Consider the following 20993-nt stretch of genomic DNA (forward strand, 5'->3'; position numbering starts at 1 on the left):
CCCTTGAATCATCCGCTCTCAACTTCACTGAAAGAGACTCACGCATGAGCCAGAAAATTGCCCTGCATACCCGGTTGAAGCCCGGCAAAGAGACTGAGTATGACACCGTCCATGCCCGCATCAGTGATGAGCTGGACGCGGCCCTGCGCGCTGCCGGGGTCACCGGCTGGAACATCTGGCGCAGTGGGCGGGACCTGTTCCACGTCGTTGAAGTGACCGATTACCAGGCCATGCGCAAGGAATTAGCGCTGAATCCGGTGAACATCGCTTGGCAGGCCGTGATGGCGCAGCTACTGGAAGTCGAAGACGACTACTCGGGCAATGACATGGGCTTGGCGAAGGTGTGGGAACTGCCATGAGCACCAACATTCCCGAACTAGGCCGGCTGGGTTTTGGTGCCGCCGGGATCGGCAATTTGTACCGAGCCATTGACGACGACGTTGCTACCGCCGCCATAGCTGCTGGCTGGGACGCGGGTATCAGGTACTTTGATACGGCACCACACTATGGGCTGGGCCTATCCGAACGCCGGTTGGGCGCGTACCTGTCCACGAAGCCTCGGCAAGAGTTTGTTATTTCCACCAAGGTGGGACGCATTTTGGAGCCCGTGGCTAACCCCACTGGGGCTATGGACACCGAAGGTTTTGACGTCGCAGCTGATGCGGTGCGCCGCTGGGATCCTAGCGAAGCTGGCATCCGCCGCAGCATTGAAGAATCGCTGGAACGTACCGGGTTGGAGAGCATTGATATTGCTTACCTCCACGACCCCGATGTGTATGACCTTGAAGCCGGCATCAACCAAGCGCTGCCCGCCCTCGTGAAGCTGCGCGAGGAAGGGCTTGTAAAGGCCATAGGTGTGGGTGCCAACTCAGCTGATGCGTTGCGCGATTGCGTGCTCGGTTCGGATCTGGACATCATCATGTTGGCTGGCCGCTATTCGTTGTTAGAGCAGCCGGCCGCTGAGGACCTGTTGCCGCTGTGCCTTGAGCGAGGCGTTGCCGTGGCCAACGTGGGAGTCTACAACTCCGGTTTGTTGGCCCGCCCGGTGGTGCCCGATGATGCAAACTACAACTACGCACCCGCCCCGGCGCACATCTTGGCCCGCGCCAAAGCCCTCGGTGCCTGCTGTGACGAGTTCGGCGTCGAACTTCCGGTAGCAGCACTGCAATTCGCGGTGAGCCACCCGGCCGTGTGCACTGTGGTGGTGGGGGCGTCTAACGCCCGCCAGATCACTGAGAGCGCCGAACGCATGGCGGCTCCTATCCCCGGCGAGCTGTGGACCGCGCTGGTGTCCCGCGGGTTGCTGGATGGTGAGCTTGTCCATGGCTGACTCCCACGACCATGCCGGGCACGGGGCCCAAGATGCCAGGGATGCCAAAAGTGCCAGCGCTGAGCCGGGCCCTAGCGCAGAAGCCGTTGCAGGCAGGATCGATTCGCACCTGCACCTGTGGGAGCTTGCACCGGGGCAATATTCTTGGCTCAAGCCTGAACTGGGCGTGCTGTATGACTCGTTCACGGCCCAGCAGGCGCAGAAGGTCCTGACCGGCGCTGGAGTGAAACAGGCCATTCTGGTCCAGGCTGATGATGCGGCTAGCGACAACCGCGCCATGTTGGCTTCTGCCCAGGCTAATGAATGGATTATTGGTGTGGTCGGGTGGCTGCCGCTGGAGGAACCTGCCAAGGCTGCAGCCCTTTTGGAAGAGTTGCGGGAGAACCCCAAATTTTGTGGCGTCCGGACGCTTCTCCATGACGATCCGCGGGCTGACGTTCTAGAGTTTGCGACCGTGCGCGAAACCTTGGGACTGTTGGAGCGTGCCAGCATCGCTTTTGACGTGCCCAACGCCTTCCCCCGGCATTTGGGGCAGGTGGCGCAGCTTGCCAAGGACTTCCCTGAACTGCGGATTGTTATTGACCATCTGGGCAAGCCGCCACGCGGTGATGCTGCGGCCATGGCAGTGTGGGAGGCCCAGATGCGAACAGTTGCTCAGCTGCCCAACACAGTGGCGAAAATGTCCGGACTACACACTGAGGGTGCCGAATTTTCCGCTCGTGCACTGCGTCAAGTCTGGGACATCACGTTGGAAGTCTTCGGCCCACAACGGATCATGTTCGGCGGAGACTGGCCCGTGAGCCTCCTCGGGGCCAGCTATGTAGAAACCGTGGCGGTGGCGCAGAGCCTGATAGACCCACTGTCAACAGATGAGGCCCAAGCCATCTGGGCCGGAACCAGCCTCGCCACCTATTTATCCATAACATTTCCGTAAACATCGGATGTATTTGCGGAAAAGGTTCCATTTGATGCCGTAGGTAACATAACATGATGTGAGTTGAGTTACCGCCCGGACCTAGAAATAACGCGACAGTCCCTAGAAATCAGGGATGATCGATGATTTGTGAGTTTTGGCACCACGTCCCTCTCAACGACGAAAGGCTTCAAAAGAGGTCTGATGTTGGATCTATCGTTTTTGAGGTTTGGAAGGGCAGCAATGAGTAAAAAACTTCTTCGGATATCCGGGGTCAATAAGAGCTTTCCCGGTGTCAAAGCCCTGTCAGAGATGCAGTTGGAACTCGGCCACAATGAAGTATTGGCCCTGGTGGGCGAGAACGGTGCCGGCAAGTCCACGCTCATGAAGCTGCTCTCCGGCATTTACGTCCCAGACTCTGGCACGTTTGAAATTGATGGTCAAGAAGTCACCATTACCGGCACTAAGCACGCTCAAGAGCTGGGCATCAGCATCATCCACCAGGAATTCAACCTGATGCAGGATCTGAGCGTGGCCCAGAATATTTACATTGGTCGTGAACCACGTGTTGGCGGTCTGTTCCTGAGTGAAAGGGCCCTCAACCGCAAGGCCCGGATGCTCTTCGACCGGATCAATATTGACCTCGATCCCAAGGCGCGCGTGGGTGATCTCACCGTGGCCAAGCAGCAGATGGTGGAAATCGCCAAGGCTCTGTCCTACAAATCACGCATCTTGATCATGGATGAGCCCACGGCAGCTCTTAACGATGCCGAAGTGGCCACCCTGCACGATCTCATCCGCAACTTCACTAACGAAAACACCGGTGTCATCTACATTTCGCACCGCATGGATGAACTCAAAGCCATCTCCAACCGCATCACTGTCATTCGCGACGGCGAATACATTGAAACGGTCAATACGGCTGAGACCAGCATGGGTGAGGTCATCAACCTCATGGTTGGCCGAGAAATCTCTGGAAATCAGCGACCAAAAACTCACGAACCCTCAGATGAAGTTGTACTGAAGGTTACCGGGCTGTCCACCAAGGAACTTTTGCAGGACATTAGTTTTGAACTGCACAAGGGGGAAATCCTTGGCTTTGCCGGCCTCATGGGCGCCGGACGCACGGAGATTGCCCGCGCCATTGTTGGTGCTGACAAGATCTCCTCCGGAACTATTGAACTCAACGGTCAGCCGGTCACCATCTCCAATCCGGCAGTCGCCGCGTCGTTAGGCGTGGGGTATCTCTCCGAAGATCGCAAGCACTTAGGTTTGCTGTTGGAGCGCGACGTCAAGGACAACATTGCTCTGAGTTCGTTGAAGATGTTCAGCCGTTTTGGTGTCATTAATGATCGGGCCATGAAGTCCTCGGCGGCTACCTACATCGATAAGCTGCGGATTAAAACCCCCTCCAGTTCACAGATCGCCAAGAACCTCTCCGGCGGAAACCAGCAGAAGATTGTCATCGCGAAATGGCTGCTCAAGGACTGCGACATTTTGATCTTTGACGAGCCCACCCGTGGCATTGATGTTGGCGCCAAGGAAGAGATCTACGCGCTCTTGAATGAGCTGTTGGCCCAGGGCAAATCCATCATCATGATTTCCTCCGAACTGCCCGAAGTCCTGCGCCTTTCGCACCGCATCGCCGTCATGAGCGAAGGCAAGCTCACCGGCTTCCTCAGCAATGCCGAAGCCAACCAAGAAAACATCATGGAATTGGCAACTCAGAACACTCAAAGCGCCGTTCTGGCGCCCATTCCGTCTTCCAGCGCGCAGCGCTCCACGACGTAAGAAAGAAAAGGCACACAGATGACCTTGACAAAGGACGCTGCGCAAACTGCCAAGATTGCCAGTAACAAAAAATCCGAACTAAGCACCCGCCTGCGGGCCAGTTTCCAGCAATTGTTGGCCTTCGCTAGCCTCTTGGCCCTGGTGCTGTTCTTCTCCGTGGCAAGTTCCAACTTCTACCAGGCCGCCAACCTCTCCAACATTCTGCTCTCCACCGTGGTCACCGGCCTGCTGGCACTGGGCACCACCTTCGTCATCATCACCGGCGGCATTGACCTGTCCATCGGAACCGGCATGACGTTGGCCTCGGTCATGACAGCGGTATTCATGACCCAAATGGGCATGCCCATGTTCCTGGGCGTGATCTGTGGTGTGCTGTTCGGTGCCTTAATGGGTGGCGTTAATGGTTTTCTGGTAGCGGTGATGAAGATCCCCTCCTTTATTGCCACCTTGGCCATGATGATGGTGGCCGCGGGCCTAGCCCTGGTCATCTCCGGCACCAAGCCCGTCTACACCAATGAGGTTGAGGGCTTCCAGAGCATCTTCGCCTTGGGTAAGTCCATCCCGGGCTTGGTGATTCCCAACGCCGTGTTCATCCTGTTTGCCGCAGCCATTGTTGCCGGGCTCCTGCTCTCCAAGACCGTGCTGGGCCGTTACACGTACTCGATCGGAAGTAACGTCCAGGCCACCGCGCTCTCGGGTGTGAACGTGACCAAGTGGACTGTACTGATCTACACGGTTGCAGGTTCCTTCACCGGCCTTGCCGGCGTCATTGCTACGGCGCGGTTGAACTCGGCGCAGCCCGCAGGTGGCGCAGGGTTGGAGCTCCAGGCGATTGCCGCCGTCGTCATTGGTGGAACCTCGCTGGCCGGAGGTAAGGGCTCCATCATTGGAACCGTCATTGGCGCACTGATCATGTCGGTGCTGACCAACGGCCTGTCCATCATGTCCATCCCCCAGGAATGGCAGCAGGTTGCGGTGGGTGTGGTGATCTTGCTCGCCGTTTACCTGGACATGATGCGCCGCAAGAAGGCCACCAACTAAGTTTCTACACCGCATTTCTTCTCAGTCTCAAACGTGTTTATTACAAAGGAGTTATACCCATGCAAAGAAGAAAATTTCTCGCTCTCGCCTCAGTTGCTGCCCTGTCGCTAGGCGTGGCAGCCTGTGACACCGCTGCCGAGACACCCGCTGCTGGCGGCGACGGCAAGACCTACATCGCCATTGTTTCCAAGGGCTTCCAGCACCAGTTCTGGCAGTCAGTAAAGCAGGGTGCTGAGAAGGCCGCTAAGGAATTTGATGTTGAGATCTCCTTCGAAGGTCCTGACAAGGAAACTAACGTTCAGCAGCAGATGGATCAGCTGAACAACGCCATGGCGAAGAACCCGCAGGCGCTGGCACTGGCTGCCTTGGACTCCAAGGCAGCCGAAGGCGTGCTGCAGGATGCCAAGAGCAAGAACATCCCCGTCATTGCCTTTGACTCCGGCGTTGAGTCCGACATCCCCATGGCAACTGCATCCACCGATAACAAGGCTGCCGCCGCCGAGGCTGCAAAGCACATGGCTGAGCTGTTGGGCAACAAGGGTGAGATCGGCATTGTGGGTCACTCCCAGACGGCAACCTCAGGCACCGACCGCCGCGACGGCTTCGTTGACTACTTGAAGGCCAACGCCCCCGATATCAAGATTGTTGACATCCAGTATGCGGACGGCGACCAGGCCAAGTCCACCGACGCCGCAAAGTCCATGATGACCGCTTACCCGAACTTGGCTGGCATGTACGGAACCAACGAAGGTGCCGCTATCGGCGTCGTCAACGCGGTCAAGGAAGCCGGCAAGACCGGCAAGCTGGTCATTGTTGGCTTTGACTCCGGCAAGGCCCAGATGGATGCCATCCGCGAAGGCCTCATGGCTGGCGCCGTCACGCAGAACCCCGTTGGCATAGGCTATGAGACCGTCAAGGCTGCCGTTGCCGCCATCAAGGGCGAAACCGTGGAGAAGGTCATCGACACCGGCTTCTACTGGTACGACAAGATCAACATCGACGATGCAGACATCGCGGCGAACCTCTACGAGTAGAACTCGCTGAAACGGCCCGTGTCTTAGCCAGAACAACCCAGAGTGGTTGGCCCGGCTGAGGGCACGGGCCGCTTTGTTTGGGCCAAAGCCTATGAAACGTCCGAAGCCGGGAACCCGCCACCCAGCCTCCCAGGCTCCCATCAGAGAAGGTGGGGCAAAAGTGGGGGACGGGACGCGCCGTCGGACGCGATTTGCTGCGCCCCGTGCACCCGAGCTAGAGCGGCTAGAGCGCTTGGCGGAGCCAGTGCTCCACGCCGCTGATGTGGACTGTGAGCAGTGACTTGGCGAGATCGGCGTCGCCGCGTTCTAGAGCCTCGATGATGGCGCTGTGTTCGGCAAGGGTGCGGTCCACGGCCTTGTCCTGGGTGAGGCCGCGCCAGATGCGGGCCCTGACGGTACTGCTGGAGAGAGCGTCCAGGACGCTGGCTAGATAAGCATTGTCAGCAGCTGCGGTGATGAGTTCGTGGAAGATGAGATCGTGATCCACCAGCGATTCCACACTGGTTGAGTCGTCGATGTTTTCCATCGTGGCGCGCAAGGCCGCGATTTGATCAGCCGAGATACGGGTGGCGGCCATCGCGGCGGCAGCAGGTTCTAGGATTCGTCGGACCTCAAAGATGTCCAGAATGGATTTATCCTGGTGCAGATCCACAATAAAGGTCATGGCTTCGGTGAGAAGTTTGGGTTCCAAGCTGGTCACATAGGTGCCGTCACCACGGCGGACGTCCAAGACTCGAATGATCTCCAGCGCTTTGACGGCTTCCCGAAGGGAGCTGCGGGACAGCCCCAGTTTCTCGCTGAGTTCCTTCTCTGGAGGTAGGCGATCACCGGCCGAGAGTTCCCCGGAGATGATCATGTCCTTGATCTTGGTGATTGCTTCGTCAGTTACGGCCATGCCGTAAGTCTAATGGTCTGATGTTTGAAGTGCCCTACAGTAGGCACTATCTCTACGGCCTAAGACTCATTGTGACGGCCGGCCGTGAAGCCTGACCGCGAGGTCGAATCGTGGGCCCGCGGTCACAACTTGAATTCCAAACTGCAGCTGACGCGATCCCCGAATTCCAAACTGCAGCTGAGGCGATGAATCGCGCCGAAATTTCGCATGATCTGCGATTTCAAATCCCGGTGGACCCCGACAGTGCGCCAGCTCACCCCGATCTCGGTTGGCGCCAGCGCCGCCAAAACCGCCCAGCGCCCCAAAGCGGGGTCAACATTTAAGAGGTGTGCAACGCAAAGATGCACCCCTCGATTTATCATCAAGAGGTGCATCTTTATACTGCGGAGACGGGGAGATTTGAACTCCCGGTGGAGTTGTGCCCCACACTTCATTAGCAGTGAAGCCCATTCGGCCGCTCTGGCACGTCTCCAGCACTGGCTAAGGTAGAAGCCCCTAACCAGCATCCCAAACTTTACCCAGTAGAGGGCCCACAATGCAAAACGAGTGGCGGGTAGCTGAAAAATTAGAGTTGGCCAGTCAGTGCGCGCCACAGGAATTCATGCGACGCCGTATGTAGCCGCGCCGCTTGTTCGTTGTTCCCGGCACCAGCATGACCGCCCTCAAGGGCCTCGTGGAACCAAACAGGAATGCCCATGGATTCCATCCGGGCCGCCATCTTCCGCGCTTGCACCGGACCCACCCGATCATCGGAGGTTGCGGTCCAAATGAACGTGGGAGGATACCCAACTCCTGGGCGCAGTAAGTGGTACGGCGAAATAGTCTTGATGAATTCCCACTGCTCTTGCACGTCCGGGTCGCCATACTCGGCAATCCACGACGCACCGGCCGACAGCTTCGTGTACCGGCGCATATCCAGCAGCGGCACACCACAGGAAATCGCTCCGAACAATTCCGGATATTGCGTGAGCATATTCCCCACCAGCAGTCCGCCGTTGCTGCCGCCAGCACAGCCCAGATGCGCCGGGGAGGCTACCCCGCGCGTCGACAGGTCACGAGCGACCGCGGCGAAATCTTCATACGCGCGGTGCCGGTTCTCCTGTAGCGCGGCGGTGTGCCAGCTAGGCCCATATTCGCCGCCGCCCCGGATGTTCGCAACCACGTACACGCCGCCGCGCTCCAGCCATGTGCGCCCCACCGCGCCGCTGTATGCCGGCGTCCGCGATACCTCAAACCCGCCGTAACCACCTAGCAAGGTGGGGTTCGCGCCGTCGAGCTTCAGGTCCTTTGGCCCCACTTGAAAGTAGGGCACGCGGGTGCCGTCGGCGGAGGTGGCAAAGTGCTGCTCCACGCGGTAGTTTTCCGACGGGAAGAACGACGGAGCCTCCCGCACTAACGCTGCCTTTGCGCCTTGGGTGCCGCGCGGGCTGAGCGTGCCGCGCAGCACCGTGGTGGGGGTGAGGTAACCGGTGGCGACGAGCCAGTAGTCGTTGCCGGCGTCGGGGTCTTCGTCGTCAACGGCAAAGGCATCCACGGAGTGCAGCGGTGGGCAGGCGTCCAGTTCGGTGGCGGCCCAGTCCGAGGCCGGATCCAGCACCAAAATTTTGGAAGACACATCGGAGAGTAAATTCAGCAGCAGGAAGTCGCGGGTCCAGCTCCACGACTGCAAAGACTCAGACGCCGAGGGGGCAAAAATGGTGGTCAGCTCGCGGCTGCCGGACATGAACGCGTCCAGCTCAATCGCCAGCAGGGTTCCGGCGCCGTACACCGTGCCGTCTTCAGCGCCATCAACAGTGCCGGAAACGGTCCAGTCGGTGCGCGGGCGCAGCAGCAGCCACTCGTGATGGAGGGAGACGGACATGTCATCGGGGACATCGATGTGTACCCAGTCATCGCCAACGCGGAGGTAGCTGCGGCTGTTGTAGAAATCCAAGACGTCGTAGGCGAGGTCGCGTTCGAATCCCGGGGTGCTGCTGTGGGAGACGCCGCCGCTGAGGTGATCCAACGGGACGGAAAACAGCGGTTCCTTCGCGGCCAGCTGGGCGAGAGATTCGCCGCGACGTAACACCCGTGCTGCGGCGGGGTAGGAGGACACTGTCATGGAGCCTTCGCCGGTATCGGTGCCTACGTAGAGCGTGTCCACATCCACCCAGCTGAGACGAGTCTTGGCGGCAGGGAGTTCAAATCCACCAGTCACAAAGGTTCGCGTGGCGAGGTCGAATTCGCGGTACGCCACCGCGTCGCCGCCGTCGGGGGAGAGAGCCACCATGGCGTGGCGGTATTCCTCCCCGGCAGCCGGCCGCAGGAAGGAAGCCCCCGCCCACAACCATTGGGCATCCTCGGCGGCGCAAAGCGCATCCACATCGAGCAGGACGTCCCAAACAGGTGCATCGCGGAGGTAGCTTTCCCATGAGGTGCGGCGCCACAGCCCCCGCGGGTTCGTCTCGTCGCGCCAGAAGTTGTAATACCAGTCGCCGCGCTTGGACACCATGGGGATCCTGTCCTTGGAATCCAAAACCTCCAACACCCGCGCCTCTAGCGCCGTATATGCCGGGTTCACGAGGGTGGCATCGGTGCGCGCGTTGTGCTCTCGAACCCAGTTCATGGCATCCTCGCCGTGAATGTCCTCCAGCCACAGGTTCTCATCGGCAGGTTCAGGGGCGATCTCGTGGGCAATCTCAGGGGTAAGTGTGGGGCTCAGGGCAGCTTCAGTCATGGCACCATCTTCGTTGAAGCTGCGCGTGGTTGCGAGTTAACCACACGCCTCTTCTGGAGCTGCGCGTGGTTGCGAGTTAGCCACGCGCCCGTTCAGGGTTTCGTGCCGGGCCGCCACACGGGCCGCCACACGGACCCGGAACACCAGACACATTCCGCGGCAACAGATCCGTTAGGTCTGGTCAGTTAAACTCAAGGAGTGGAATCTTTGGGCGTACAGACGGTGGCAATTGTGGGGGCGGGGCCCCGCGGGACCTCCGTGGTGGAACGGCTGCTGGCACGCCGCGCCCAAAGCGGTGGCGGGGAATTGCACATTCACCTCATTGACCCCTTTGCTCCGGGTGCCGGCCACGTATGGCGTACGGAACAATCGCGCCTGTATTTGATGAACACCCAGAGCTTTTTTCCGACACTTATTCCGGACCAAGGCGTGGACGCTGTGCCCGTTGCTGGGTGCACCTTCAACCAGTGGCGCATGGCCCAAATGGACATTCCCTGGACAGGCCTGACAGAGGGCGATCAGCAGGAATTGGCGCTCCTTGCCGAGAATAGTTTCCCCAGCCGCGCCCTCTACGGCCGCTATCTGAGCTGGTGTTTTGAGCAGTTGCGCGAAAGCTTGCCAGCGGGCGTCAGCCTCTTCAATCACGCCACGGAAGCGAAGCGCGTGGCGCGCAATCACACCCGAGGCGGGTTCGAGATAGACCTTCTCGAGGGCCATAAACTCCACGCCGATCAGGTGGTGCTGGCCATCGGTCATGTGGAGTCTAAACTGAGCCCGGCCCAGCGCGGGCTTCGAGAAGATGCCCGGCAGCACGGCCTGACATACCTGCCCCCGGCCGTACCCAACGATGTGGATTGGGACCAGCTGCCCGCCGGCGAAACCGTGCTGGTGCGCGGTATGGGGCTGAACTTCTTCGATGTGGTGGGCCAGCTGACTGAGGGTCGTGGCGGACGTTTTGAGGACACTGGGAAGTCTGCGGGGCAGGCTCTGCGCTACGTGGCCTCAGGGCGTGAACCGGTTATTGTTGGCGCTTCCCGGCGCGGCACACCGTACCGTGCCAAGGCCGAACTGGCCGAGTACTATCCGCAGTCGATCACGCTGCGGTTCCTGGGCGAGGACGCCGTGGCGGCCATTCGCGCCATGGGGGCCACCGCCGGTTTTGACCACGATATTTGGCCGCTGCTGCACCGCGACACGCTCTGGGCGTACTACACCACGCTGGCGAGGACCCGTCCAGAGTTGGTCACCCCGGAGTTACTGCCGGAACTTGACGCCATGCTCCATACCGGGCTCGACGGCGGATCCCCGGCGTGGGAGCAGGAGCTCGCCGAGTTGCTGGCACGGCACGTGCGCGACGGTCATGTGCTTGATTTGCCTGGACTGGCCCGTCCGCTCTCCGGGCAAGCGGCTACCCGTGCCGGCCTTGCCGATCGCGGCGGTCTGCCGAGTGCGGGGCGGCGCTTTGCCACCCATGAGGAATTGGATGCAGCCGTGCTGGAGTACCTGGTGGCGGACGCCGCCGGCTCCGCGCTCGGGGAAGATGACCCGGTCAAGATGGCGATTGGTGCGCTGAACGCCGGGCGGGCCATTGTGAAATCGCTCGTGGCCGACCGAGGCATCACCCAGGCGTCGTGGCTGGGTGAGTTGCGCGGCTGGTTCGAAGGATTCGTGGAGGGCTTGGCTAGTGGTCCGCCAGCGATTCGCGTCGAGCAGTTGGCGGCGCTGGTACGGGCCGGGGTGGTTCATTTCACCGGGCCGGACCCGGTGTTCCGCGTCCAGCACGGAGTCTTCACCGCCAGTTCTCTGTGGGTGGCCGATGCCCCCTGGGAGGCGCGCCACCTGATTGAGGCGCTGGCCCCGTCCAACAACGTGCAAAACAGTGCCTCGCCCTTGCTGCAAAATCTCTTGGCCGACGGCATTGTCCGGCCCCGCCTGATGATGGCGTCCGACGGCGGACCTGTCACCACCAGTGGTTTGGACGTCACGGCTCCGCCGTACCAGCCGGTGGATGGGGTAGGTGTGCCAGTTGAGGGGATGTATGTTCTGGGGTTGCAGTTGTCCTCTACCCAGTGGGGCACGGCCATCGCGGCTGAGGCCTCTGCGAAGTACCGCAGTGGTTACCGCACTGTCCTGGACGCCGACGCGATTGCCGCAGCCATCCTGGGCTAAGGTTTCTGGCTGGCGTTGCCCGCTTCGTCGCTCCGGAGGTAGTCATTACCATTCGCAGACGGTAAGGCAGTCTCCTCCGCGCTCCGGGGGTAGTCATTACCATTCGCAGACGGTAAGGCAGTCTCCTCCGCGCTCCGGGGGTAGTCATTACCATTCGCGCCCGGCCGGCCAGCGGCAAATGGTAATAACTACCCCCGGGCCGGCATTGGTCATCGCGGAACCCGGCACCCGGGCAAGCACCCGGGCAAGCATCCGGCACCGCGCCAGCAGTTAACGCAGCTGACCCGCAGCGAAGAAGTGAGACTCAAGAGGATCCTGTGAGTCTCGCTTCTCCACTACGGGTCAGCGTGTCAGCGGGTCAGCGGGTCAGCGTTGGAACAGCAGCGCTATAGCTGAGCTGCTAGTGCTTGGCTGCCTTACGACGGTTAGCCACGGCAACCGCCGTACCGGCTCCGAGTAGGACCAAAGCGCCCAAGCCCAACGGCAACGAGGAAGCTCCGGTGTTGGAAAGATTACCCGCCCCGTTGCCCCCGCCAGCGGCTGGTGAGGTGCCCGGCGTCGTGCTTGAAGGTGCTGGGTTTGACGGGGAAATGCTCGGGGTTGTGGTGGGCGGAACAACCGTGCCAGCTGTCACCGGGATGGTGATCGGCAGGCGGGCGTACGTTCCACCGTCAGTGGTGATGGTGAAGCGGCCCGCGTTGAGCTCTGCGGGCACCGTGAAGCTCAGCGTTGCAACTCCGTCGGTGACGGGGGAGGTGCCCAGCACGGATGGCAGGACCGCTGCGGCCAGAACCGCGAATCCGGTTCCGCCGCCGCTGCCCGAAGGCTCGTAGCGCACTGTGACCGATGTGGACTCAGGCGTTCCGAGCGAGGTCAGATCCAACTTGTTCAAGCTAAGCGTGACTTTCTGACCTTCGGTGACCGTGGCCGGAGCATCGATGACATCCACGCCGCGGCGGGAGAAGTCAGGTGCAATCGGGGCGTCGGCAGACTTCTTGCCGAGGTAGGCAATCCAAGCATCGCGGTCAATGAGACCGGAATCCTTGGTGTTGGAACCCTCGGTGAAGATGCGGAAGTTGTCGCCGCCGGTGGCCAAGAAGCTGAACGTACCTACGCGGTAGGAACGTGCCAGATCCAGCGGTGCACCGTTGATGACCACGGAGGTGATGTGATCGCCCAGCTCGCGGGAGGAATCATAGGTGTAGTCCACGTTGGAGGACAGGCCCAGATTCAAGAACGGGCGGCTGGGAATGGTGCCGTCCGCGTTAGTCTGCCACTGCTGCTCCAACATGGTCTTGACCTGCGCGCCTGTGAGCGAGGTGGTCCACAGGTTGTTCACGAACGGCAGCACAGCGTTGGCGGCCGCGTACGTGACCACGCCGTCCTCGAGTCCTTCGTTCTTGTACAGCAAGTCCGCACGCAGGCCACCAGGATTGACGACGCCGATCTCGGCTCCTCCTGTCTGCTCACTTTGCAGGGCGTCCAAGAGCGAGTTGCCCACCAGATTGCCCAGCGTAGATTCGCTGGCACGATCATCGCGCTTGTAGGTGTCGGTTTCAGCGTCGTAGGTCTGCGCTGTGGTGATGTCAGCGGAGATCTTGCCGACGGGAACGCTACCGGCTTCTTCGGCTGCAGCCAGAGCTGCATCCGTAATGGTCGCGACCTCATCAACACGGGGGAAGGCGTTGATCAGGTGCGCGTCGTCGTTCTCTGCGCGGGGCACATTGCCCTGTGTGTAGGAAACCACGTTGTTCTCAGCGTCGACCGTCAAGACGATCTGGCCAATGAATTCGCCGTAGCTGCCTGTCTGGAGCACGGGGCGGGTCTTGACCACTGCGTCAGCAGAAACACCGGGAATGGGTGCATCCCAGGCATACTGCTTGTGCGTGTGGCCGGTGAAGATGGCATTGACCGAGGCGCTGGTCTTGGTGACGAGCTCGCGGAATGCACCCTCGGCAGCAACTTCCTGCTCGAGAGTTGCCTTCTCGGGGGTACCTGCGCCGGCGCCCTCATGGTATTCGGCCACGATGACATCGGCGAGGTTGCCGTCGACGATTTTCTTGGCCACACGGTTCACGGCTTCAACGGGATCGCCAAAGTCCAGCATGTTGATTCCAGTGGGAGTCACCAGCGTGGGGGTCTCTTGGGTGACGGCACCGATGATGGCAATCTTGACGCCGTCGACCGTAATGATTTTGTACTCATCGAGCGCCGGGGTGGTGGTGCCCTTCTTGTACACGTTGGCGCCGAGGTAGCTCCATTCGGCGGCGGGGATGACGCGGTCTGTGAGGTCCGCAAAGCCCTTGTCGAATTCATGATTTCCGACGGCGGACGTCTGGAGTTCCAGCGCGTTCAGCACGTCAATGGTGGGCTGATCATCCTGGGATGCGGAGGCAAAGAGGCTGGCACCAAGGTTGTCACCGGCGGACAGGAATGCTGTGTTAGCTTCCCCCACTGCGGCACGCAACTGCTCCACTGTGCCCGCAAACTTCACCGTGTTGGCGTCGATGCGGCCGTGGAAATCGTTGATGTTCAGTAGGTTGATGTCCTTGGTGTTTGCCGCAGCACCACTCAGCGTGAGACCAACAACCACTGGATCGTGATCGGAAGCGGCGAAGGCTGAAGCGTCATAGAAGTTCGTGACGTTGTAGTTGTAACGGCTGTAGCCCATGGCAATGGACTCTGCGGAGTTGATGTTCCAAATATCCGCACCGGTGATCAGCGCATTGGCAGCCGGGGTGGCCACAATGTGGTCCAGCGAGCCCACCATACCGCCGAAGGCGTAGGAGTGCTTGCCAGTTTTGGCGCCCTGATCAACGTAGCCGGCAGCGGCCATCACGAGCATGGGATCTTCAAAAGTGTAGGCATTGAAGTCACCCATGAGCAGGACCTTGTTGGTGCCCTGCGACGCCTGCAACTGGGTGGAGAACTTCACCAAGGCTTTGGCCTGGGCGGTGCGGGCAAGGTTGGAATTACCCTGGCCCTGATCGGTGTCATCCGGGGTAGCCGCCGAACCCTTGGATTTGAAGTGGTTCGCGATCAAGATGATCTTGGCTGAATCTGCATCACCGGCGAGGGTGAAGGCCTGAGCCAGTGGCTGGCGGGCAATGCCGGTGTAGGCAGGATCGTCCAAAATCACGGAGTCGCCTACGGGTTCGGCTACGGCTTTCCTGTAAATAAACGCGGTGCGGATGACGTCTTCTACGTCAACGGCCGGACGTGCCTCGGGGGAGCGGACGTAATCCCATACCCCTGCTGCGTCGACGTTGAGAGCAGCAACCAAGGTGGCCAGTGCCGCATCGCGGTCCGTGCCAAACTTGGCCGAGTTCTCAATTTCTTCCAGCGAGAGCACATCGGCTCCGGACTGGTGAATACCGGCAACAATCTTGTCCTGCTGGCGCTTGAGGTTTTCCGCATCCGCAGCACCGCGCTGATCACAACCGCTGCGGACAGCGATGGGGTTGCCCTCGCGGTCGTTGTAGAACTGGCAGGCGTTGTTCATGTCGCCGGTCTGCGTGAAATAGTTCTGGACGTTGAAAGTAGCTACCTTCAAATCCCCGCCCACTACTGTGGGTGTCGCGACGCGGTTGTTGCCAAACGCGATCGGTTGCACATCGCCAGCATTTGCCGGTGTCAGTGTTTCCAGCGGCTGGAACTTGTAGGCGCCATTGCGGTCATCGAGGATGACATTCCCGGCGAAGGTGCCGGTGGATCCCAAACGCATGGGTGTTGCGGCGCTGAGCCATGGCAGCGGGACCGACTGTCCTGCGGCGTTGAGGAAGTTGGTGCTAGCGCCGTCGTCGAGCTTGATGCCCTTGGCAGCGTTCGTCGCTACCTGGGCCGTGTGGGCATCGGATCCGACCGGGCCCACGGCGGTGGGCTGCAACAGCATCTGCGTGCCCACAGCCAAACCGACCTCGCCGTAGTTGTTCAGCGAGTAGTTGTCCGTGATGGTGAAATCGCCCTCGGGTGCCAGGAGCATGCCCTCAAGAGTTTCGCGGGCTTCCGTGGTTTCCGGGACACCAACGACGGCGGCCTTGACCTCTTCCGCTACCTCGTCCAGTTTTGTGATTCCATCCTCTGGGACGTCAATCTCGGTCATGGTGGTGCCGGTGGCGCCACCAAATTCCTTGACAAGTCCACTCACCTGAACGTAATCGCCAATCTTGACGTTGGCCACGGTTGCGGGGGAGTAAATAAAAATACCGTCGGAGGCCTTGTGTGTTGCCATATCAAGGTCACCGCCGGTACCGGGGGTCTGAATGAAGTAACCGTTGAATCCGCCAGTGGGATAGGCCGCGGTGACCTTGCCCTTGGTAGTGACGGTGGAGCCTTCTAATGGACTCTTGGCGCCCTCGCCCTGAATCTCGGCGATAGTCTTGGCGCCGGCCTCTTCCGGAGGTGCCGGTGGCTCGTCTCCACCAGCGGTGCCGGTGGGTGTGGGAGCTGAGGTGCTGAAGTCCGCTGAGTTATTGTCGGTGTCTGCGAAAGCTGTGCGGTTCAGCGAAGTGGTGACGCTGGCAGCCGTGGTTGGTGCTGTTTCGAAAGTGTTACTTGCTCCGTATCCGAGGAGATCAACAACTCCTTCCGTGCTAACCAATGAGCCGACGGCCAAGTCAGCCGGCAACTTGTCGGCTGAGTCAGAGAGAATCAACGTGCCGGAGCTACCTGAGAAGGAGAATCCGGAAGCGTCCCCATCGATCGCGGGCAATTCCAAGCCATTGTCTGCGTTGGAGCTGCCCTTAATCAGGTAGTAGTCATTGGCCTTGATGGTGCCTGTGAGAGCTGCAAGCCCGGTGGGTGCCTTATCTCCGCCGGATGAGCGGTACTGCAGCGACCAGCCACTCAAATTGATATCGGCAGCCGTGGGGTTGTACAGCTCCACAAACTTGTTCTTGTAGCTGGCGTTCGCGCTGCCACCGTTGAGGTAGGCCTCATTGATGATGACGTTCGGGGCAGCAGGAGCAGCGGCCAGCGGCTCAGTTCCAAGTGGTGCTGCCGCTGGTGCATCTGCGGAGGGTTCCGGTGCCAGATCCGGTGCCAGATCCGGTGCCAGATCCGGTGAGGGATCCGCCGTCGTGGTTTCGGGTGTGCTTTCAGGGGCAGCTGATTCGGTTGATTCGGTGCTAACAGCGGCCGTTGTTTCGGTTGTTTCGGGAACATCGTTAGCCAAAGCCGGCGAGATCGCCAGCGGGGCCACGGCGAGTCCAAGGGCCAAGGCGGCCCCCAATCCTGCCTTGTAGAAGTTGTTGCTCGTCATGTCTCCAACTCTCGAAAGGGCGGCACATCGTTGTGCCATGAGTGATGATCGGCTGCAGTTCGTGCGTTGAAAAGGAGCCAAAAGGCTTCGTGCAACGGGACGCAAAGCAGTCATGCGTCTGAGCGAATCACATACGAGTGAATCCTCCATGAACACACAACGACGGTCAAGCAAACAGGGACACTATGACTCAACTTGGCCGAATTTGGTCACTAGTGTGCGTTGTGAGCTGCATTACGCGCTTAACTGTGCGAAGAAGTTGACTCTTGGGGGCCACGAAAAGTGCTTTTATGTGCGTGGTGTGTGTTGTCGGTGCGGACCCGTCGCTACGCACTTATATACGTCGCCAGCGCCTGCGCCCATTGCAGCGCATGAGGAAACCTCTCACCGCGAGACCTCAGATCTGGCCCCTTAAATCGCTCTCAGGGGGCCAGAGCTGAGGACTCGCGGAGACTAACCCGCTAAATCGGACTCGCGGAGGCCACTAAACCGGAAACGCCCGCCCGCCGACCCTTAACCCGGGAAACGCAAAAGGGAAGCAATCTCGTGATGAGATTACTTCCCTCTTTTAGCGCGGAAGGTAAGAGATTCGAACTCTTGGTACGGGGTTACCGCACACTGGTTTTCAAGACCAGCTCCATCGGCCGCTCGGACAACCTTCCTTACCCTAGTAGTGTTTCATAAGCAGGGCCATGCCACCAAAATGAGTGGCGGCCCTCTTGAAGATTCGCAGGGTGAAAACGGCAATGGAGAAGGTTATGAAGGCGATTGTTACAACGGGTGCTGGCGGGCCGGAGGTTCTGGCGATGTCCGAGGTCCCCGCGCCGCAGCCTGGCCCCGGTGAGGTGCTTATTGACGTGATTGCCGCGGGAATCAACCGCGCAGACGTGCAGCAGCGCCGTGGTTTCTACCCGCCGCCGCCCGGTGCTTCGAACATTTTGGGCCTGGAAGTCTCCGGCCGAATTGCCGCCTTTGGCACGAACGTGACCAAGCCGTTCAGCATTGGGCAGAAGGTTGTGGCCTTGCTCACAGGTGGCGGTTATGCGGCTCAGGTGTGCGTTCCTGCCGGTCAGGTACTGCCATTGCCCGAGGGAATTGATGTGATTTCCGCCGCAGGTCTGCCCGAGGTTGCCGCCACGGTTCACTCAAACCTGTTCATGACGGCGCAGCTTCAGGCTGGCGAGACTGTCCTCATTCACGGCGGCGCCGGCGGCGTGGGTGCCATGGCCATCCAGCTCGCCAAAGCAGCCGGTGCCAGAGTTATCGCCACGGCCGGTAGCGACGAGAAAGTCGCCATGCTCACCAGCTACCTCGGAGCCGATCTCGCCATCAATTACCGCACCGAGGACTTCGAAAAGCGGGTCATGGAATTTACCGAGGGCCAAGGCGCAAACGTGATTCTCGACGTCGTTGGCGCCAAATATCTGGCACGCAATGTGGCTGCCCTGGCAACCTATGGCCGCCTAGTAGTCATTGGCTTGCAGGGAGGTGCGACGGGGGAGCTCAACTTGGGTGCGCTGCTCACCAAGCGTGCGGCCATCATCGGTACCACGTTGCGTGCGCGGCCAGTTGAGGAAAAGCAAGCCATTATGGAAGCTGTGCAACAGCACGTCTGGCCGCTGGTTGCCAGTGGTGCGGTCAAGCCTATGGTGGACAGGACTTTCCCGCTGGTGCAAGTGGCGGCTGCGCACGAATATCTTGATTCCGGTGAGCACGTTGGCAAGGTGCTGCTGACGCTTTAGCGCTTCTGGCCTCGACGCTGATGATCCATTCGCAGAGCTTGCAGGAGGCCCTTGCAACGCTCTATGTCTAAGATACGGCGCTGCTTGGCCCTACCATCGGGTAACGCATCGGCCTGGGCGAGTTCGTCGGCGGAGTAGGGCAGTGCCTGTCCGCGTCGCTGACCCGTTGGTGTCCTGGCATGCCAGTCGCGGTACCATCGCGGACCCAGGAATGGTGGCCACCAGATCCCGCCAAGGATCGCGGGCAAGCAGGTGATTGCCCAAGCCGTCATAATGGGCCAGCCCTTCGCGAGTTCGGGGTAATTGGTGTATTCGGCAGCAGTGTCGAACCACATCGTCAGGGCGAAGGCGCCGCCCGCTGCGGCCCTGAGTGGCAAGTTATTCAGATTTCTGGAGGAGCGAGATTGGGTGTAGAAATATTGGCTAAAGACCCAGCTGCGCCGCGTGCCCCGGAGCCCTCGCCAGGCGTAATAGAAGCTGGCGGCAGCCACAATCGGCATAAATATTACAAAGAACAGGTGTCCTTCAGACATTGCTGCAAAGTTTGGAATCACTGGATCTCTTGTCCTTTCGAATGATTTAAACGTTAGCAAGCCCCCCCGCGGTCATAACGCAGTAAGCCCAGTCCTTGCCATCACCATACTCAGTAGCTATATTTGCTATACGCGGTATGTATGCCGTTGTCGGGACTGTTCATTGGGGGCCGTCTCGCCGATCTGAGGGGGCAATTGATGTCCATCAAACATTCGTTATTGGCTTTATTACAGGAAAGTCCGCGTTATGGCTATCAGTTGCGCGGCGAATTCGAGGAGCGCACCGGCTCCACCTGGCCGCTGAATATTGGGCAGGTCTACACCACCCTTGACCGCTTGGAGCGGGATGAGCTGGTGGAAAAGGACGGGGACGACGGCGAAGGTCACGTCATCTACAGCATCACTGCCGCCGGGCGTGCTGAGGTGATGAGCTGGTTCGCAGCTCCTGTTGCCGCGAGTAACCCGCCACGCAATGAGCTGGCCATCAAATTAGCGCTGGCCTTGACCCTTGATGACGTGGACGTTGCCGCCGTCGTTCAGGCTCAGCGCACTGCGTCCATGAAACTCCTGCAGGATTACACGCGCCAACGCCGCGCAGCCGCCACGAATGCGGGCACCGGGCTGACCTCGGATCCGGGAACTGGCAGTGCTAATGACGCCGCGTGGTTACTTGTTCTCGATTCGCTCATCTTCACCACTGAGGCCGAAGTTCGCTGGCTCGATCACTGCGAAGGGTGGATGGCCAAGCGCGCCGCGTCGGCCACTGCTCCCAAAACAGTGACAGCGACAGGAACAGGAACAGCAACCACAACCGCAGCAGCTACGGAACGGGCGGTCGCACCATGAGCAACGAGATCCTGCAGCTAGCTGGCGTCAGTCGCACTTATGGCGAGGGCGCCATGTCCGTTGCCGCGCTGCGCAATGTGAACTTGACCGTCAGTACCGGAGAATTTGTGGCCGTCATGGGGCCCTCTGGCTCTGGAAAATCGTCACTGCTGACACTTGCCGGCGGGCTCGATCAGGCCACCAGCGGTGAGGTGTTCGTTGAGGGCACGCCGTTGGGCGGGCTGAGCATCAACGAACTGGCCCGCCTCCGGCGCAGGGCGGTGGGTTACGTGTTCCAGGACTTCAACTTGGTCCCCACCCTGACCGCATCTGAGAACGTGGCCCTGCCACGCGAACTCGATGGCACACCGGCCCGCAAGGCCCGCCGCCAAGCGAAGGACGCCCTCCGGCTGGTGGGGATTGAAGATTTAGCAGATAGGTTCATGGATCAAATGTCCGGCGGGCAGCAACAGCGTGTGGCCATTGCCCGCGCCATTGTGGGCCAACGCAGGCTGATTCTGGCCGATGAGCCCACGGGCGCGCTGGATTCAGCCACCGGGGACGGCATTTTGGAGGTGCTGCGGAACCGCGCCGAGGCCGGGGCCGCCGTCGTTATGGTTACTCATGAGGCTAGGCACGCAGGCTGGGCAGACCGCGTGGTGTTCCTGAAGGACGGCCGCATTGTGGATGAAGCCGCCTCCCAACAGGACCCCTCGGTATTGCTCGCCGGATTGGCCCACTGAG

At 60.2% G+C, this 20993-nt stretch carries 14 protein-coding genes and 2 tRNA genes; 10 read left to right on the forward strand and 6 right to left on the reverse strand.

What is annotated here, in order from left to right; all coding sequences use genetic code 11:
• The first annotated feature begins 44 nt into the window (after positions 1-44).
• The 6 genes from ACX80D_RS11080 to ACX80D_RS11105 all read left to right on the forward strand — a co-directional run bounded on the left by ACX80D_RS11080 (position 45) and on the right by ACX80D_RS11105 (position 6109).
• Positions 45-359, forward strand: a complete 315-nt coding sequence (locus ACX80D_RS11080; protein WP_459322724.1) for an L-rhamnose mutarotase — start codon at positions 45-47, stop codon at positions 357-359.
• Positions 356-1330 carry an aldo/keto reductase gene (locus ACX80D_RS11085; protein WP_459322725.1) on the forward strand — a complete coding sequence of 325 codons (975 nt, stop codon included), beginning with the start codon at positions 356-358 and terminating at the stop codon, positions 1328-1330. The genes ACX80D_RS11080 and ACX80D_RS11085 overlap by 4 nt, the downstream gene beginning before the upstream one ends.
• Positions 1323-2264: an amidohydrolase family protein gene (locus ACX80D_RS11090; protein ID WP_459322726.1), complete on the forward strand. Its 942-nt coding sequence runs from the start codon at positions 1323-1325 to the stop codon at positions 2262-2264. Before ACX80D_RS11085 ends, ACX80D_RS11090 begins: the two co-directional genes overlap by 8 nt.
• Positions 2265-2486: 222 nt before the next feature.
• A complete protein-coding gene (locus tag ACX80D_RS11095; protein ID WP_459322727.1) occupies positions 2487-4034 on the forward strand; it encodes a sugar ABC transporter ATP-binding protein in 1548 nt (515 codons plus the stop codon).
• An 18-nt stretch (positions 4035-4052) separates the two neighbouring features.
• Positions 4053-5075, forward strand: a complete 1023-nt coding sequence (locus ACX80D_RS11100; RefSeq protein WP_459322728.1) for an ABC transporter permease — start codon at positions 4053-4055, stop codon at positions 5073-5075.
• A 59-nt stretch (positions 5076-5134) separates the two neighbouring features.
• The gene (locus tag ACX80D_RS11105) at positions 5135-6109 is read left to right on the forward strand and encodes a substrate-binding domain-containing protein (protein ID WP_459322729.1); all 975 of its coding nucleotides are present in this window, start codon (positions 5135-5137) and stop codon (positions 6107-6109) included.
• Positions 6110-6332: 223 nt separating this feature from the next.
• On the opposite strand, the gene ACX80D_RS11110 is transcribed toward ACX80D_RS11105, so the two are convergent.
• The 3 genes from ACX80D_RS11110 to ACX80D_RS11120 all read right to left on the reverse strand — a co-directional run bounded on the left by ACX80D_RS11110 (position 6333) and on the right by ACX80D_RS11120 (position 9720).
• The gene (locus ACX80D_RS11110) at positions 6333-7004 is read right to left on the reverse strand and encodes a FadR/GntR family transcriptional regulator (RefSeq protein ID WP_459322730.1); all 672 of its coding nucleotides are present in this window, start codon (positions 7002-7004) and stop codon (positions 6333-6335) included.
• A 384-nt stretch (positions 7005-7388) separates the two neighbouring features.
• Positions 7389-7476 (reverse strand) — tRNA-Ser (locus tag ACX80D_RS11115).
• 93 nt (positions 7477-7569) lie between these two features.
• Positions 7570-9720, reverse strand: coding sequence for a prolyl oligopeptidase family serine peptidase (locus ACX80D_RS11120; RefSeq protein WP_459322731.1), 2151 nt, complete (start codon positions 9718-9720; stop codon positions 7570-7572).
• Between the two features lie 198 nt (positions 9721-9918).
• On the opposite strand from ACX80D_RS11120, the gene ACX80D_RS11125 reads away from it, so the two are divergent.
• Complete coding sequence (locus ACX80D_RS11125; protein ID WP_459322732.1) at positions 9919-11889, forward strand: FAD/NAD(P)-binding protein; 1971 nt, start codon at positions 9919-9921, stop codon at positions 11887-11889.
• Positions 11890-12289: 400 nt separating this feature from the next.
• Here the strand turns inward: ACX80D_RS11125 and ACX80D_RS11130 are convergent, their stop codons facing one another.
• Together ACX80D_RS11130 and ACX80D_RS11135 are read right to left on the reverse strand one after the other, a co-directional pair.
• On the reverse strand, positions 12290-17149 hold the full coding sequence (locus ACX80D_RS11130) for an ExeM/NucH family extracellular endonuclease (protein ID WP_459322733.1): 4860 nt from the start codon (positions 17147-17149) through the stop codon (positions 12290-12292).
• Positions 17150-17723: 574 nt separating this feature from the next.
• Positions 17724-17811, reverse strand: a tRNA-Ser gene (locus tag ACX80D_RS11135).
• 96 nt (positions 17812-17907) lie between these two features.
• On the opposite strand from ACX80D_RS11135, the gene ACX80D_RS11140 reads away from it, so the two are divergent.
• On the forward strand, positions 17908-18891 hold the full coding sequence (locus tag ACX80D_RS11140) for an NAD(P)H-quinone oxidoreductase (RefSeq protein WP_459322734.1): 984 nt from the start codon (positions 17908-17910) through the stop codon (positions 18889-18891).
• Here the strand turns inward: ACX80D_RS11140 and ACX80D_RS11145 are convergent.
• Positions 18888-19424, reverse strand: coding sequence for a hypothetical protein (locus tag ACX80D_RS11145; RefSeq protein WP_459322735.1), 537 nt, complete (start codon positions 19422-19424; stop codon positions 18888-18890). The two genes, ACX80D_RS11140 and ACX80D_RS11145, sit on opposite strands and share 4 nt — an antisense overlap.
• 198 nt (positions 19425-19622) lie before the next feature.
• Here ACX80D_RS11145 and ACX80D_RS11150 point away from each other — a divergent pair, with 198 nt between their 5' ends.
• Positions 19623-20270 (forward strand): PadR family transcriptional regulator, encoded by a 648-nt coding sequence (locus ACX80D_RS11150; RefSeq protein ID WP_459322736.1) that lies wholly within the window; start codon positions 19623-19625, stop codon positions 20268-20270.
• On the forward strand, positions 20267-20992 hold the full coding sequence (locus ACX80D_RS11155; RefSeq protein WP_459322737.1) for an ABC transporter ATP-binding protein: 726 nt from the start codon (positions 20267-20269) through the stop codon (positions 20990-20992). Before ACX80D_RS11150 ends, ACX80D_RS11155 begins: the two co-directional genes overlap by 4 nt.
• The last annotated feature ends 1 nt before the right edge of the window (position 20993 follow it).

It is taken from the genome of Arthrobacter sp. Sr24 (genome assembly GCF_054511175.1).